This is a genomic window from Vibrio sp. QJM3NY_21 (assembly GCF_057785975.1).
In genome coordinates this window covers 940,190-954,509 of record NZ_CM173513.1, presented here as the reverse complement: position 1 = coordinate 954,509, position 14,320 = coordinate 940,190, and the positions used below count along the sequence as shown (strand labels likewise).

The 14,320-nt window shown below is 44.2% G+C and carries 10 protein-coding genes; 6 read left to right on the top strand and 4 right to left on the bottom strand.

What is annotated here, in order from left to right:
- Positions 1-121: 121 nt before the first annotated feature.
- Positions 122-1,054, bottom strand: a complete 933-nt coding sequence (prmB, locus tag AC3CID_RS04350; protein WP_146456864.1) for a 50S ribosomal protein L3 N(5)-glutamine methyltransferase — start codon at positions 1,052-1,054, stop codon at positions 122-124.
- A gap of 62 nt (positions 1,055-1,116) precedes the next feature.
- Here prmB and smrB point away from each other — a divergent pair, with 62 nt between their 5' ends.
- Positions 1,117-1,647: an endonuclease SmrB gene (gene smrB, locus AC3CID_RS04345; protein ID WP_076678070.1), complete on the top strand. Its 531-nt coding sequence runs from the start codon at positions 1,117-1,119 to the stop codon at positions 1,645-1,647.
- Positions 1,648-1,757: 110 nt separating this feature from the next.
- Here smrB and sixA read toward each other — a convergent pair whose 3' ends face one another.
- Positions 1,758-2,222, bottom strand: coding sequence for a phosphohistidine phosphatase SixA (sixA, locus tag AC3CID_RS04340; RefSeq protein ID WP_054548175.1), 465 nt, complete (start codon positions 2,220-2,222; stop codon positions 1,758-1,760).
- A gap of 304 nt (positions 2,223-2,526) precedes the next feature.
- On the opposite strand from sixA, the gene AC3CID_RS04335 reads away from it, so the two are divergent.
- Entirely contained in the window at positions 2,527-5,304 is a 2,778-nt protein-coding gene (locus tag AC3CID_RS04335; RefSeq protein WP_146456866.1) for an insulinase family protein, read from the top strand.
- A 402-nt stretch (positions 5,305-5,706) separates the two neighbouring features.
- On the opposite strand, the gene fadJ is transcribed toward AC3CID_RS04335, so the two are convergent.
- Both fadJ and fadI read right to left on the bottom strand, forming a co-directional pair.
- Entirely contained in the window at positions 5,707-7,953 is a 2,247-nt protein-coding gene (gene fadJ, locus AC3CID_RS04330; RefSeq protein WP_186733101.1) for a fatty acid oxidation complex subunit alpha FadJ, read from the bottom strand.
- Complete coding sequence (gene fadI / locus AC3CID_RS04325) at positions 7,953-9,260, bottom strand: acetyl-CoA C-acyltransferase FadI (RefSeq protein ID WP_488526991.1); 1,308 nt, start codon at positions 9,258-9,260, stop codon at positions 7,953-7,955. The genes fadJ and fadI overlap by 1 nt, the downstream gene beginning before the upstream one ends.
- A gap of 564 nt (positions 9,261-9,824) precedes the next feature.
- Between fadI and AC3CID_RS04320 the strand changes: the two genes are divergently transcribed.
- From AC3CID_RS04320 to AC3CID_RS04305, 4 genes are all read left to right on the top strand, one after another.
- The gene (locus tag AC3CID_RS04320) at positions 9,825-10,373 is read left to right on the top strand and encodes a sigma-70 family RNA polymerase sigma factor (protein WP_029224857.1); all 549 of its coding nucleotides are present in this window, start codon (positions 9,825-9,827) and stop codon (positions 10,371-10,373) included.
- Positions 10,366-11,094 carry a DUF3379 domain-containing protein gene (locus tag AC3CID_RS04315; RefSeq protein ID WP_146456870.1) on the top strand — a complete coding sequence of 243 codons (729 nt, stop codon included), beginning with the start codon at positions 10,366-10,368 and terminating at the stop codon, positions 11,092-11,094. Before AC3CID_RS04320 ends, AC3CID_RS04315 begins: the two co-directional genes overlap by 8 nt.
- A 297-nt stretch (positions 11,095-11,391) precedes the next feature.
- On the top strand, positions 11,392-12,642 hold the full coding sequence (locus AC3CID_RS04310) for an outer membrane protein transport protein (protein ID WP_146456872.1): 1,251 nt from the start codon (positions 11,392-11,394) through the stop codon (positions 12,640-12,642).
- A 295-nt stretch (positions 12,643-12,937) separates the two neighbouring features.
- Positions 12,938-14,236 carry an outer membrane protein transport protein gene (locus tag AC3CID_RS04305; RefSeq protein ID WP_146456874.1) on the top strand — a complete coding sequence of 433 codons (1,299 nt, stop codon included), beginning with the start codon at positions 12,938-12,940 and terminating at the stop codon, positions 14,234-14,236.
- The last annotated feature ends 84 nt before the right edge of the window (positions 14,237-14,320 follow it).

Below are 14,320 nucleotides of genomic sequence, written 5' to 3'. Positions count from 1 at the left end.
ATCACAGATATAAAAAAACGCCATGCATTACTGCATGGCGTTTAAATTAATACGGCTAAAGTTTCTTTTGTTCGTCGAGATAATTTTATCGACTACAGAAACCAAAAGCACTCAAAGAAACTTAGTCTTTGTAGATAGAGAACTCATCTGCACAAGCCACTAACTGCTCGCGAGTGATCATGAATACGCCATGACCGCCATTCGAGAACTCAATCCAAGTAAATGGAATTTCTGGATATTGGTCCATCATGTGAACCATTGAGTTACCCACTTCACAGATCAAGATACCATCATCAGTTAGGTAATCTGGTGCGTTAGAAAGAATACGGCGAACCAGTTTAAGGCCATCAGTACCCGCTGCTAGGCCAAGTTCCGGCTCATGAGTAAACTCTTCTGGCAGGCTGTTCATATCTTCTTCGTCCACGTACGGTGGGTTCGATACGATCAGGTTGTATTTCTCTTTTGGCAAATCACGGAAAAGGTCTGAACGGATTGGGAACACTTGTTGCTCCATGCCGTGATCTTGAACGTTTTGCTCGGCAACTTGCAGTGCATCAGTCGAGATATCGATCGCATCTACTTCTGCATCAGGGAAAGCGTGAGCACAAGCGATAGCAATACAACCACTACCCGTACACATATCCATGATGCGCGTTGGCTCTTCAGTTAACCAAGGTTGGAATTGAGCTTCGATCAGCTCACCAATTGGCGAACGAGGCACAAGAACACGTTCATCAACGAAGAACTCTAGACCACAGAACCAAGCTTTGTTGGTTAGGTAAGCCGTTGGTGTACGATCATTGATACGCTTGATTACGCGCTCAACAATACGCAGACGTTCGCTGCTCGTTAGACGAGAGTTCATCACATGCGAAGGAACATCAATCGGCAGATAAAGAGTAGGTAAAATAAGTTGTACCGCCTCATCCCACGCGTTATCAGTGCCGTGACCATAAAAAAGGCCCGCTGCGTTAAAGCGACTAACAGTCCAACGAATCACATCTTGAAGCGTGTGTAGTTCTGATACCGCTTCTTCTACAAAAATCTTATCCAAAATTGTCTCCGAAAAGCGCTACAATACTGCTAATTACGTTTCTAATTAGAATTCATAACCTGATGAGCAAAAAAGACACCGACTTCGATGACGATTTCGCCCTATTCAACGATGCAGTAAAGGGCGTTAAAAAGTTGCAACAGGATACCATAGTCCAGCAGCCAAAAAGAAATGCCAAGCAAAAAGAAATTACTCGCACGGCAAGACAAGCCAGTGATAGCGAGTTTTATTTCTCGGATGAGTTCATTCCGCATCTTAGCGAAGAAGGCCCAACACGTTATGCGCGTGATGATGTCTCTAAGTATGAGGTGAAGCGCTTACGTCGTGGTGTCTACGTACCTGATGTGTATCTTGACATGCACGGTATGACTCAACAAGAAGCGAAACGCGAGTTAGGTGCAATGATTGCTCATTGCATTAAAGAAAGTGTCGCGTGTGCTTGTGTTCAACATGGTATCGGTAAGCACATTCTAAAACAGAAAGTGCCTTTGTGGTTAGCACAGCACCCGGATGTAATGGCTTTTCACCAAGCACCTTTAGAGTTCGGTGGTAACGGGGCATTGTTGGTTTTGCTTGCTATTCCAGATAAATAACTCCGACTCACTATTTCCCCCCAACGTCAAAAACAGAAAAGGGCACCTCAAATCATTGAGGTGCCCTTTTCTTTGTTATCTTTCAGCCTACAGGTTAGATAAAACCTCGACTATGGATTGATGTTCCAAAGTAACTCGCCTTTTTGTGTCTCAAGGTCGAATTCAATGCAAGCCAAACCTGACGTCGGAAACATTGGTGGTGCCATGCCTGTCGCGAACTCAGCGGTTAAGTAGCCAACTAGAGGTAAATGAGAAACAAACAAAATGGTCTCTAGTTTTTCTACTTCAGCCATCGCTAAAGTCAAATCAAACACGTCGTCAGACATTCCATAAGGCGTAATATCATCACAGGTTTCTACTTTCTTTCCGGAAAACGCCTGAGATATTTCTAACCACGTTTCTTGTGCCCTTAAATATGGGCTCACAAGCACTTTATCGAATTGACTAATCCCCTGCTCATTTGCAGCTTGAGCCACTGCAAGAGATGCCATTTTCCCGCGCTTGGTTAACGCTCGTTCTGCATCCGAGTCCGCAAAATGTTCTGCTTCACCGTGGCGCATTATGAATATTTTCATGTTCAGTCCTGTCTACGTAACATTTCGAAAGTCGATATATCCCATATCAGCGATACGCTACTTAGCGTTTGGCTCTCAAACTAGAGAAGCCGCAGTCTATATAAATAATTATATCAAGTCACTTGCTAAAGAGTTCGACTTTCTTAACAATCTTATTAAAAGAAAATAAATCACTGATAAAAATCGATAAAAATGATTTAGAAGTCGCCAAAAAGCTCTTCATATCCCAAAATGTGATCGCAAGGTTTGCACCTCAAATCATCGCGTACATAATTTAAAAACCACCTTCTCTGGAGATGCTTCTGTGCATTTAAGCCCTAATGATGAACATCAATACCGTTACGTAACCTTGGATAACGGATTGCGAGTACTGTTAGTTCACGATCAGAACGCTCAAAAAGCTGCAGCCGCACTCGCCGTTAATGTCGGGCATTTTGATGACCCTACCGACCGAGAGGGTTTAGCGCACTACTTAGAGCATATGCTATTTTTGGGAACTGAAAAGTATCCAAAGGTCGGAGAGTTCCAAAGTTTTATCAGCCAACATGGCGGTAGCAACAATGCTTGGACCGGAACCGAACACACCTGCTTCTTTTTTGATGTTGAATTGAATGCCTTTGAAACCGCACTCGATCGCTTCAGCCAATTTTTCACAGCACCACTTTTTAACGAAGAAGCACTAGACAAAGAACGCCAAGCCGTTGATTCAGAATACAAGATGAAACTCAACGACGACTCGCGACGCTTGTACCAAGTTACCAAAGAACTGGTGAATCACAATCACCCATTCTCGAAGTTTTCTGTCGGTAATATCGAGACGTTGGGTGACAGAAACGGTGAAACGATTCGACAAGAGATCTTGGCTTTCCACCAGCAACAATATTCAGCCGATCTAATGACGCTGACACTGTCTGGCAATCAATCATTAGATGAGATGCAAAGTTGGGTTGAGGAGCGTTTTAGCTCGATTACCAATCACAAACTACAAGGTAAAAAGGTTAAAGTACCGATTATTGGCGAGTTAAGCACTGGCGTACAGGTACACGTAGAGCCGATAAAAGAAGTGCGCAAACTTATCTTAACCTTCCCAATGCCAAGCATGGACGAGCACTATGGGATTAAGCCATTATCATTCTTTGCACACCTTATCGGTTACGAAGGCGAAGGCAGTTTGATGATGCAGCTGAAAGAGAAAGGTTGGATTACTTCCCTCTCGGCAGGTGGCGGCGCAAGTGGCAGTAACTATCGTGATTTCACGATCAGTTGTTCAATGACCATCGAAGGCTTAACCAAAACCGATAACGTCGTTCAAGCAATATTTCAGTACATCAAACTCATTGAACAACAAGGCATCGAAGAGTGGCGTTATCTTGAAAAGCGCGCCGTTTTAGAGTCCGCTTTCCGCTTTCAAGAGCCCTCCAGACCGCTCGATGTCGTCAGTCATCTTGTTATCAACATGCAGCACTATCAAGAGCAGGACGTAGTGTATGGCGATTATAAGATGTCGCACTTTGACGAAGAATTACAACGCTCTTTGCTTCCCTACTTATCTGTCGACAACATGCGGGTCACCATCGTAGCTCAAGGCTTCGAGTATGATAGAGAAGCGAAGTGGTACTTTACGCCCTACTCCGTCACACCTTTTAGCCCAGAGCAGACCCAGTGCTTTACGTGCATCAACCCCGGCTGGATGTTTGAGCTGCCAAGTAAAAACCCATTTATTTGCTACGACTTAGACCCTGCTGAACTCGAAGGTGATGCTAAGCACCCACAACTGTTAGAAGAACTGGATGGCTTTAAGTTATGGCACCTCCAAGACCATCAATTTCGAGTACCTAAAGGTGTGGTGTATATCGCTATCGACAGCCCACACTCAGTCGCCACCCCGAGAAACATCGTTAAAACACGCTTGTGTGTAGAGATGTTCTTGGACTCGCTTGAAAAAGATACGTATCAGGCTGAGATTGCGGGTATGGGCTACAACATGTATACCCATCAGGGCGGTGTAACACTCACGCTTTCGGGATTCAGCGAAAAGCAACCACAGCTGCTCAATATGATCCTTGAGCGCTTCCAAGCACGCGACTTTAGTCCAACACGCTTTGAAACTATTAAGCACCAATTGCTCAGAAACTGGAATAATGCGTCGCAAGATCGTCCTATTTCGCAGCTGTTTAATGCAATGACTGGAATACTTCAGCCAAACAACCCGCCCTATTCCGTTTTAATAGAAGCGCTAGAAACAATAGAGGTCGATGAGCTTTCTTCCTTTGTTCAAGCTATCTTGGCAGAACTGCACGTAGAAATGTTTGTGTATGGTGATTGGAAAAAAGCCGATGCACACAATATGGCTGAAACGCTAAAAGATGCATTACGTGTTCAAGACCAAGCTTACGAAGAGTCACTACGCCCGTTAATCATGTTGGGTGAAAACGGCAGCTTCCAACGTGAAGTCGTATGTAATCAAGATGATTCAGCCATCGTGGTTTACTACCAGTGTGCAGATATTTCGCCTAAAAATATTGCGCTGTATTCATTGGCGAACCATTTGATGTCAGCCACCTTCTTCCATGAGATTCGTACCAAGCAGCAGCTAGGCTATATGGTCGGCACTGGCAATATGCCGTTGAACCGACACCCAGGTATTGTGTTGTATGTGCAATCACCGAATGCTGCCCCGGCAGACTTATTAGCCTCTATAGATGAGTTCCTCAATGCCTTTTACATGGTGCTGCTGGAGCTTAACGACTATCAATGGCACAGCAGTAAACGCGGGCTCTGGAATCAGATTTCAACGCCAGATACCACCTTGCGCGGTCGCGCTCAACGTTTATGGGTTGCGATAGGCAATAAGGACTTGGAATTCAATCAGAGAGAACATGTCTTGGAAGACCTCAAAGGTCTAACACGCTCAGACATGATGCGTTTTGTGGTCAGCCAGCTTAAACCTCGTACGGCAAATCGTCTGATTATGCATGCACACGGCAATGCTCATAATGAGGAAGAGAAGTTGTCGGCAGGTGTGGAGATTGGCTCAATTGATGAATTTCAGTTACGCCCTAAAGACTGTGAGCTTGGCTGATAAAACTGGAATGAAAATCATAAGGTTGATGTGAAAGCATCAACCTTTTTTCTTGGATGAAGCACAAAATCAGATCTCCTATTACGCTCCTTCGTCGCTTTAGGAGATGACGGTAGTTTCGATTGCAATGCATTAGCCGCAATCCCACTATTAACACTAATCGCTTACTTTCAACCTCTCTTTCGTCATTCCCAAGAGGGAGGAACGACCGAGTTGGGAATCTCCCGACACACCGATAATATCTGGCAGAACACATCCCTCTCCTCGTCATTCCCGAGAAGGAGGAACGACTGAGTCGGGAATCTCCTTCCTTTCGCACACTCAAAAAAATAAAAAAGCCCGCATCAATCGCTTGATACGGGCTTGATAATCAATTTACTAGAACATTACTTGTAGAGAGAGTTACTTATAAAAAGACTCATCCAAACCAGCACGTGTCAGTAGGCCATCACATGGTGCGAAACGGTCACCGTACTTTTTAGCGAAGTCGTTCATCATCTCAACTAATGACTTAACACCGATTTGATCCATATAGCGGAACGGACCTCCTAAGAATGGAGGGAAACCGATACCGAAAATAGCACCAATATCGCCATCACGTGGGCTGCGGATAATACCGTCATCCAAACAACGAACCGCTTCGTTTAGCATAGGTAACACACAGCGCATCGCGATATCGTTATCGCTCAACTTAGGATCTGGTTGCAGCTTAAGCAGCTTGTAAACTGACTTATCGACTTCCTTCTTCTTACCTTTGTAAGTGTAGAAACCTTTGCCACTCTTACGGCCTTTACGGTTGTCATTCAAAAGAATATCGAACACATCAGGGCCTTGGAAACGATCGCCAAGCTCATTCACTAGAATTGGAATAATCTTCGCGCCGATATCAACACCCACCTCATCTAATAAGGTGATAGGGCCAACCGGGAAGCCGAAGTCCAATAACGTGCTATCGAGCTTTTCAATCGGCTCATTTGCCAATAATAAGTGCGCGGCTTCATTCATGTACGGAGCAAGAATACGGTTCACGTAGAAACCCGCCGTGTCTTTAACAACAATTGGCGTTTTGCCTTGCTTCTTCGCTAATGCAACAACTGTCGAAATCGTCTCTTCTGACGTTGTTTCATGAGGAATAACTTCAACCAATGGCATTTTATCTGCAGGACTGAAGTAGTGAAGACCGACAACGTTTTCTGGTCGCTGTGCCTTCTCTGCAATCTTGTGGATTGGCAATGAAGAAGTGTTGGTCGCAAAAATAGTCTCAGGTTTCGCATTCGCCTCAATGTCGGCAATCATCGATTGCTTAAGATCGAGGTCTTCAAATACTGCTTCAATCACGACATCGGTGTGATTAAAGCTCGTAAAGTCGATACCACCAGAAAGCTGCAGCATTTTACTTTCAAGTTCAGCTTTACTCAAAATGCGACGTTTACGCTGCTTGTCGAACAACTTAAAGTTGTAGTTAAGTGCGTTCAGAACACCTTCATTGGATACGTCTTTAATGCGAACCGGCACTTTAGCTTTAGCAACGCTAACATGGCTAATACCCGCCCCCATTAGACCGCCACCCAATACACCAACACGCTTAACGGCTTTAGGTTCTGCGTCTGCACCGTGTTCTTTTTTCATTTCAGTGGTGGCGAAGAAAATCGAACGAAGGGCTTTGGATTCCGTAGTCATTACCAGCTCAGAGAAACGCTTCGCTTCATACTGAAGGCCTTTATCAAAACCATTCTCTAGGCCATAGCGAATTACATCTAGAATTGCATCGGCTGCAGGGTAATTGCCGCGTGTTTTCTGATTAGTTTTCTTAGAAGCTTGTTCGAAAATCACTTTACGACCAAGGCTATTACGTGAAATCAGCTTTTCTTTAGTTGAAGCCTGATTTTGAGACGCTAGACGTTTGCCTTTTTTGCTACCAGCATTCTTTTCAACAAAGCTTTTAGCCACTTCGAGCAAGATAGTTTCCGGAACACAAGCATCGACTACACCTAAAGATTTCGCTTTCTTAGCGCGCAGTTGCTTACCCGTAAGAATAAGGTCAAGAGAAGGCAGCAAACCGATAAGGCGAGGAAGACGTTGTGTCCCGCCCGATCCGGGCAACAAACCTAGTTGGACTTCTGGCAAACCAAGGCGAGTCTTGTCTGAATCGGTGCATACGCGATAATCACAGGCAAGAGCTAGCTCTAAACCACCACCTAAACAAGGGCCATGGATCGCAGCTACGACTGGATAAGGCAAATCAGACAATGTTTGGAACATCTCCTGCCCTTGGCGAGCCAAAGATTGTGCTTCGTCAGCGGTTTTACACGCATCAAGCATTCGCACATCAGCACCAGCGATAAAGTTATCTGGTTTCAGTGAGTGAACGATCAAGCCTTTTACGCGGCTTTGCTTTTCCTTCAACTGCTCGAAGATGGCTTTCATTTCTTCGGCAAACGCCGCTTGTAGCGTGTTCATTTTTTCGTTTGGCACATCGATCGCAAGCCATGCAATATCTTGGTCATCGATAGTTAAAGAAAATGCGGTCGCCTGTTTTACGGCTTCATCGTTTGTAACTGTCTTGTCACTTTTGGATGCAGCCACTGGAGTTGAATCCGTTTTTTTGACTGCTTTCTTTTCTTTTTTCACATCAAGAGTCGTAGACATTATTCCACCTCCAAGATCATTGCTGCACCTAAGCCACCAGCCGCACAAGCTGTATTCAGTGCTAAGCCGCCGCCGCGACGTTTCAGTTCACGTAGTGTTTGGGTCATCATGCGTGCGCCAGTCGCTGCAAACGGGTGTCCGTAAGCAATTGAGCTACCCAGAACGTTGAACTTCTCCATATCAATCTCGCCAAGCGCTTTTTCACGGCCAAGATTTTTCTGAGCAAATTCATCGCTTGCAAACATTTTAACGTTAGCCAGAACTTGGGCTGCAAATGCTTCGTGCATCTCGATAAGCGTTAGATCTGATAATTCTAGACCGGTATTCTTCAATACTTGAGAGGTCGCGTAAGTTGGCCCCATCAACATATCCGTTTCAACACCAATCGCTGAGAATGCATAGCCACGAATATAGCCAAGCACTTCTAAGCCTAGCTCTTTAGCTTTACCTTCGCGCATCAACATCACCGCAGCGCCGCCATCGGTAAGAGGCGTGGCATTGGCTGCCGTTACACTGCCGTACTTTCTATCAAATGCTGGACGTAATTTAGCGTAGCCTTCAACCGTTGAGTCGTGGCGAATATTGTTGTCTTCCGCTAAATACTTTTTATAAGGTACTGGGAATGCCGTCATCACTTCATCTTTGATTTTCCCCTCTTTCCAAGCTTTAGAAGCCAGAGAGTGAGATCGATGAGCGAGCGCATCTTGTTCTAGACGAGTGATACCATGAGTTTTTGCCATCTGCTCTGCGGTTTGACCCATTGAAAGGCCTGTAGAATATTCAGCAACAGCAGGTGGCACAGGCATAAGATCTTTAACGGATAACGTTTTTAATATCTTGAGCTTTTGGCCCAACGTTTTCGTTTTACTCAGCGCCAATAAATTTGCAGCCAATTTTTTGGAAACACCGATAGGCAATACAGAAGAAGAATCCGCCCCACCAGCAATACCAACATCAATCGAGCCAGCCATAATACTCTCGGCCACGTTAACCGCGGCTTGAAAGCTAGTTGCACAAGCTCGTGTCACGCTGTACGCATCGGTATTAATATCCATACCAGTACCAAGCACAATTTCACGTGCAATGTTTGGCGCTTCTGGCATCTGTACTACTTGACCGAACACGACTTGTTCAATAAGCGCAGGATCGATATCTGTTCGCGCAAGCATTTCACTCACGACCATTTTGCCTAGATCAACCGCAGGCACTTGACTAAATTCAGTGCTCTGACGAGCGAATGGGGTTCGTAATCCAGCGACAACGGCAACACGTTCTCCAGAACGGGTTTTGACTTCCTGTTTGCCCATGGTTTCTCCTTAATGTTAAGAGGTCTGACCTGAAGCATTGTAAAGAAGTTGTTAATAAAATCAAACGAGCGTTTAAATAAACGTGATACGAGTATCTCACTGTTTGAAAATTTAACTGCACCTTCAGGCGAACCTTTTGGGGGGAAAGGTTGTCGTAAGAGACTAAACTATTATGAGTAGGCGCTGTTATTGCAGTGTGTGAGGATTGTTTTCTTGAGGCAAAAAAAAACCACACAAAGCTGTGTGGTCGGAATGTATATAAAGCAATTAACTTAACGCCAATTGAAATAATCAGTTTCCTGATTAGGAGAAAGTAAAGTCAGCCTTCAAAAGGAAGTGTCGTCTTGCTCAACATGCTAGCCACGAATGACTAACTAGACGACAAGGTGTACTATAGCTTGTTCGAAGCCTTAGATTTTGAAGTAGATCAATTTTCATTGTGATTTTACGATTTCCTGCAAATCGGTAGCTCTAAAAACGAAACACAATATAAAAACAAAGCACAACGTATAGAAGACAGCTATACACAGAGCAATTATGGAGGCTCGTGTGTCGATAATAAAAATGTTTGGAAAGAAAACTGCCAAGCGTCCGGTCAACTCTGATATGGACAAACAAAGAAAATACGAAGCACTCGTGCGTGCTTATCATCGTGACCTCTTTCGCTACGCTTATTGGTTATGCAAAGACAAAACCATTGCCGAAGACTTAGTGCAAGAAACTTGCCTTCGTGCATGGAAGTCATTAGATAGCCTTCAAGATGAAAAAGCCGCTAAGTCTTGGCTTATTACTATCTTGAGGCGCGAGAACGCACGTCGCTTTGAACGCAAACAGTTTGATCTAGTTGATATCGACGATCATGGTAATGATGCTAGTGTCAGTGATGACCCGCACCATCAACATTTGTGGTTGCAAGCTCAGATCATGAAACTTGAAGTCGATTACCGTGAACCACTCTTCCTACAAGTGATTGGTGGATTTAGTGGTGAAGAGATTGCAGATATCCTCAATCTCAACAAAAACACAGTAATGACACGTTTATTCAGAGCTCGAAATCAGTTGAAAGAGATGCTGGATACAGAAGAGGCAGAGAGGGGGCAACATAATGGATGATTTAGAATTTCGTCGTCGTGTTTTGTCGGAACCTAAACAACGAACACCAGATATTATCGATGCTGTAGCAAGCAGTGAAGCCAATAGTCACTTCTTAGACGATGTACTATCGCTTGATAAGCATATCCATTCAGCAATGAATGTTGATGTGCCCGACGATCTTGCTGATCGCATTCTGTTCAATCAAACATCGAGCGAAGAAAGCAAAGTCGTAAGACCTACTTTTGCTCGACGAGCAATGGCGATGGCCGCTTCAGTTGCGTTCGTTGCAGGCTTATTGGTCGGACAGGTTAATTGGGGAAACGCACTGGTTGCTCCAGCTCAAGCAAGTTTGGTCGATACCGCGATGAAACATGTTGTTGATGAGAAAAGTTTTGTTAGTTCAATCGACGAACAAGTTACATCACAACAGATCAACGCAAAAATGAATCCATTTGCTTACCAGTTTGATGAAGCCTTCCCTTATCATGTGTATTACCTAAACCATTGCGGTTTTGGTAAGTCCAACGCAATGCACATGGTTTTTCAAGGCGAAAAAGGCAAGGTCACTCTGTTTTTAACTGGAATTCCGACTGACAAGTCTATCGACTTTGATGAAAAAGGCATGTCAGGCTCAGTAACACCGATCGATGGCAGCAGTTTGATCCTTGTCGGCGAAGATGGCGAGGATGTCTCTAAAATCGCCGAAAAGCTAACCGAAATGATTAAACCGATGAGCTAATTCGCTCTCAAAGCCCCGTCACAAAAGGCCCAGCAAGTATATCACTGATATTGCTGGGCTTTACTTATCAATAAACCGCAAAATCATTCACCACACCAATACCTCTAGAGTTAAAACTCTAAAAAACAGCATTTCACACCATTTTCGTGCCAGATAGGCGTCATTTCCATAATTTTACCCTCAAAATTTCCAATGGTCGGATTTGTATATCGTATACTTGCGAATAGGATCAGCCACCATTGAGCAATTGCTCAAATTAATCGCCCTGTAGAGGCGGATATATAAAGGAATAAATGAATGACTACCAACAACACGCGTCTGTTTAAAAAGTCTCTTTTAGCAGTAACCATTACACTGGCGTCCTCGCAAGCGATGGCAGCAGGTTTCCAACTTAACGCACAATCAGCAACCGGTCTTGGCCGTGCTTTCGCTGGTGACGCCGTAATTGCAGATAACGCGTCAGTAATGGCTCGTAACCCTGCAGCAATGGCACTGTTTGATAAAACTGAGTTATCTCTTGGTTTCGAAACTATCACAACTGACATTAAGGTTTCTGACGCTACTTACACTTCAGCAATGAACCCAATTAGTACTCCAACCTCATCAAACTACGATGACGCAGGCGGTACATCAGTTGCACCGAACATCCACCTTATCGTTCCAGTAAATGAAAAGTTTGCTTGGGGTGTGAATGCTTACTCTAATTTCGGTACATCTACAGACTTTGGTAGCGATTTCGCTGCTTCAGAATTTGGTGGCGAAACGGATATCATGAGCCTTAACTTCGGTCTTGCAGGTTCATACCGCTTGAACGACCAATGGAGCTTCGGTGCTGGTCTTGATATTATCTACGGTAAAGGTACGCTTAAACGTACGACGAGTAGTAACTTATCAGCAGATCCAAGCAGCCCATTTAATGGGTTGAGCTTAGTTGATATCGACGGAGCTGATGGCTGGGGCGTTGGCTTCAACGTAGGTACGGTTTATGAGCTAGACGAAAACAACCGTTTCGGACTATCTTACCGCTACAGTCCTGAAATCACTGCCGAAGATAGTAAAGGTCAGGAGATCAAACTTCCGCTACCAGACATGGCTGAATTCTCTGGTTACCACAAACTTGAAGATACCAAGTTTGCGGTTCACTACTCTCTACAGTGGGTTGGTTGGAAAGCATTTGATAAAATTGAGTTCGGTGGCACAGCTACGACACCTGATGCAGCATACGAATGGAAAAATGCCGGTCACATCTCAGTTGGTACTACTTACTACCTAAACAACGATTGGGATCTACGTGCTGGTTACATGTATGACATCGCAGCTCAAGATGACCTAAAATCAGTTTCTGTACCAGATTCAGACCGCCAATGGTTCTCTGCAGGTTTCACATACCACATAGATACTGCATCTAACGTAGATTTCGGCTTCACTTACTTACTGGGTGAAGACGTTAAAAACGTAAGTGAAAGTACACCTCTAGGCACATCTGTTTCAGCAACTACTCGTGCTGATGCAATCCTTCTAGGTCTGCAGTACAGCCGTAGCTTCTAATATAAGCTTCAGTTAGAAAAATTTAAGGGTCGCATTGCGGCCCTTTTCTTTGCCCAAAATAAATCAAAACTAAACATTTAGGCTTACAGGTGTACTCCACAGAGGTCATATGACACTACAGGTGTACGCTCAAATTCCGCAACATGCCCGAAACATTCAGTTCATTTATCTAGAAAACAGACCCATTTAATAATTAAATCGCTAAAACACTGTTTTATTCGAATTTCATTTTTAAAGTAATAACTCTAAACGTAGAATCACGCTACTAAATACTTATGATTCAGCGAACATAATAATGAAAATGAATAAGACTCTTCTATCTGCTGCAGTGGCATTTGGACTACTATCGACTTCTACCGTAACTCACGCGGCCGGTTTTCAACTAGCAGAATACTCAGCAACAGGTCTTGGCCGTGCTTACGCTGGTGAAGCTGCAATCGCAGACAACGCTGGTTCACAATGGCGCAACCCAGCCCTTCTTACTTATCTAGAAGGCACACAGGTTTCTGTTGGCGCTATCTATGTTGATCCAAATATTGATATCGACGGTACTTCAACATCAGGTAGCACATCTACACCTTCAAATTCTAGCGATTTCGCTCATAGTGCAGTGATTCCAAACTTTTACGTTTCTCATAAGTACAATGACAAGTTTGCATTAGGTTTTGCAGCTGGTACCAACTACGGTATGGAAACAGACCTAGGCACAGACTTCGGTGGTGCGAACCACGGTAACGAAGCAAGTGTTACCACAATGGAGCTAAACCTAAACGCAGCATATCAAGTACTTGAAAGCGTATCTGTTGGTGGTGGTATTCGCTACATCATGGCAGAAGGTAGCTTTGGTGCTGTTGCTAGCCCTCAATATCCTCTAGCAGGTACTACTTTAAAGTACATGGAAGGTGATGATACTGCATGGGGTTGGCAAGTGGGTACTGCTTGGCAAATCAATGAAAACAACCGCTTAGGTTTTACTTATAAATCAGAGGTAGATCTGACACTAGAAGGACATGCTAAAGGCGCAGCTTTCGATAAGGCCGCAGCTGCACACGGAGGATTAGGTGCTATAAAACCACAATATAGCGGCTCTATGGAGTTAGCACTTCCTGCAACAGCAGAACTAGCAAGTTTCCATCAGCTAACAGATACTGTTGCAGTTCACGCGAGCATTAACTGGACAAACTGGAGCAGCTTCAAAAAACTGGTAGCGGACATTCCTGAGTTTGGCTCAGATCGAACTCAAGATATAAAGGCAGAGAACTGGGAAGACAACTACCGCTTTGCGATCGGTACGACTTATCAAATGACACCTAAACTGGCTCTACGTTCTGGTATCGCATACGACACTTCAGCAGTAAGCGAAGAGCACCGTACTGCGACGATTCCAGAAACAGATCGCACTTGGTTAAGTATTGGTGCTGGCTACCAATGGTCTGAGCAACTAACTCTAGACGCAGGTTTCACTTACATTCTAGCGAAAGACGCTAAAATGCTTGAAGACGATGCAGCATCAGCACCATTTGGTGGCGACTTCGAAGGTGAAGTGACAGGTAGCATCTGGTTAGTGGGTATCCAAGCTAACTACCGCTTCTAATCTATTTACTGAATCAAAGTAATAAACATTAAAAAGGCTCAATGTTCTTATCAACATCGAGCCTTTCTTTTATCTGATATTCAA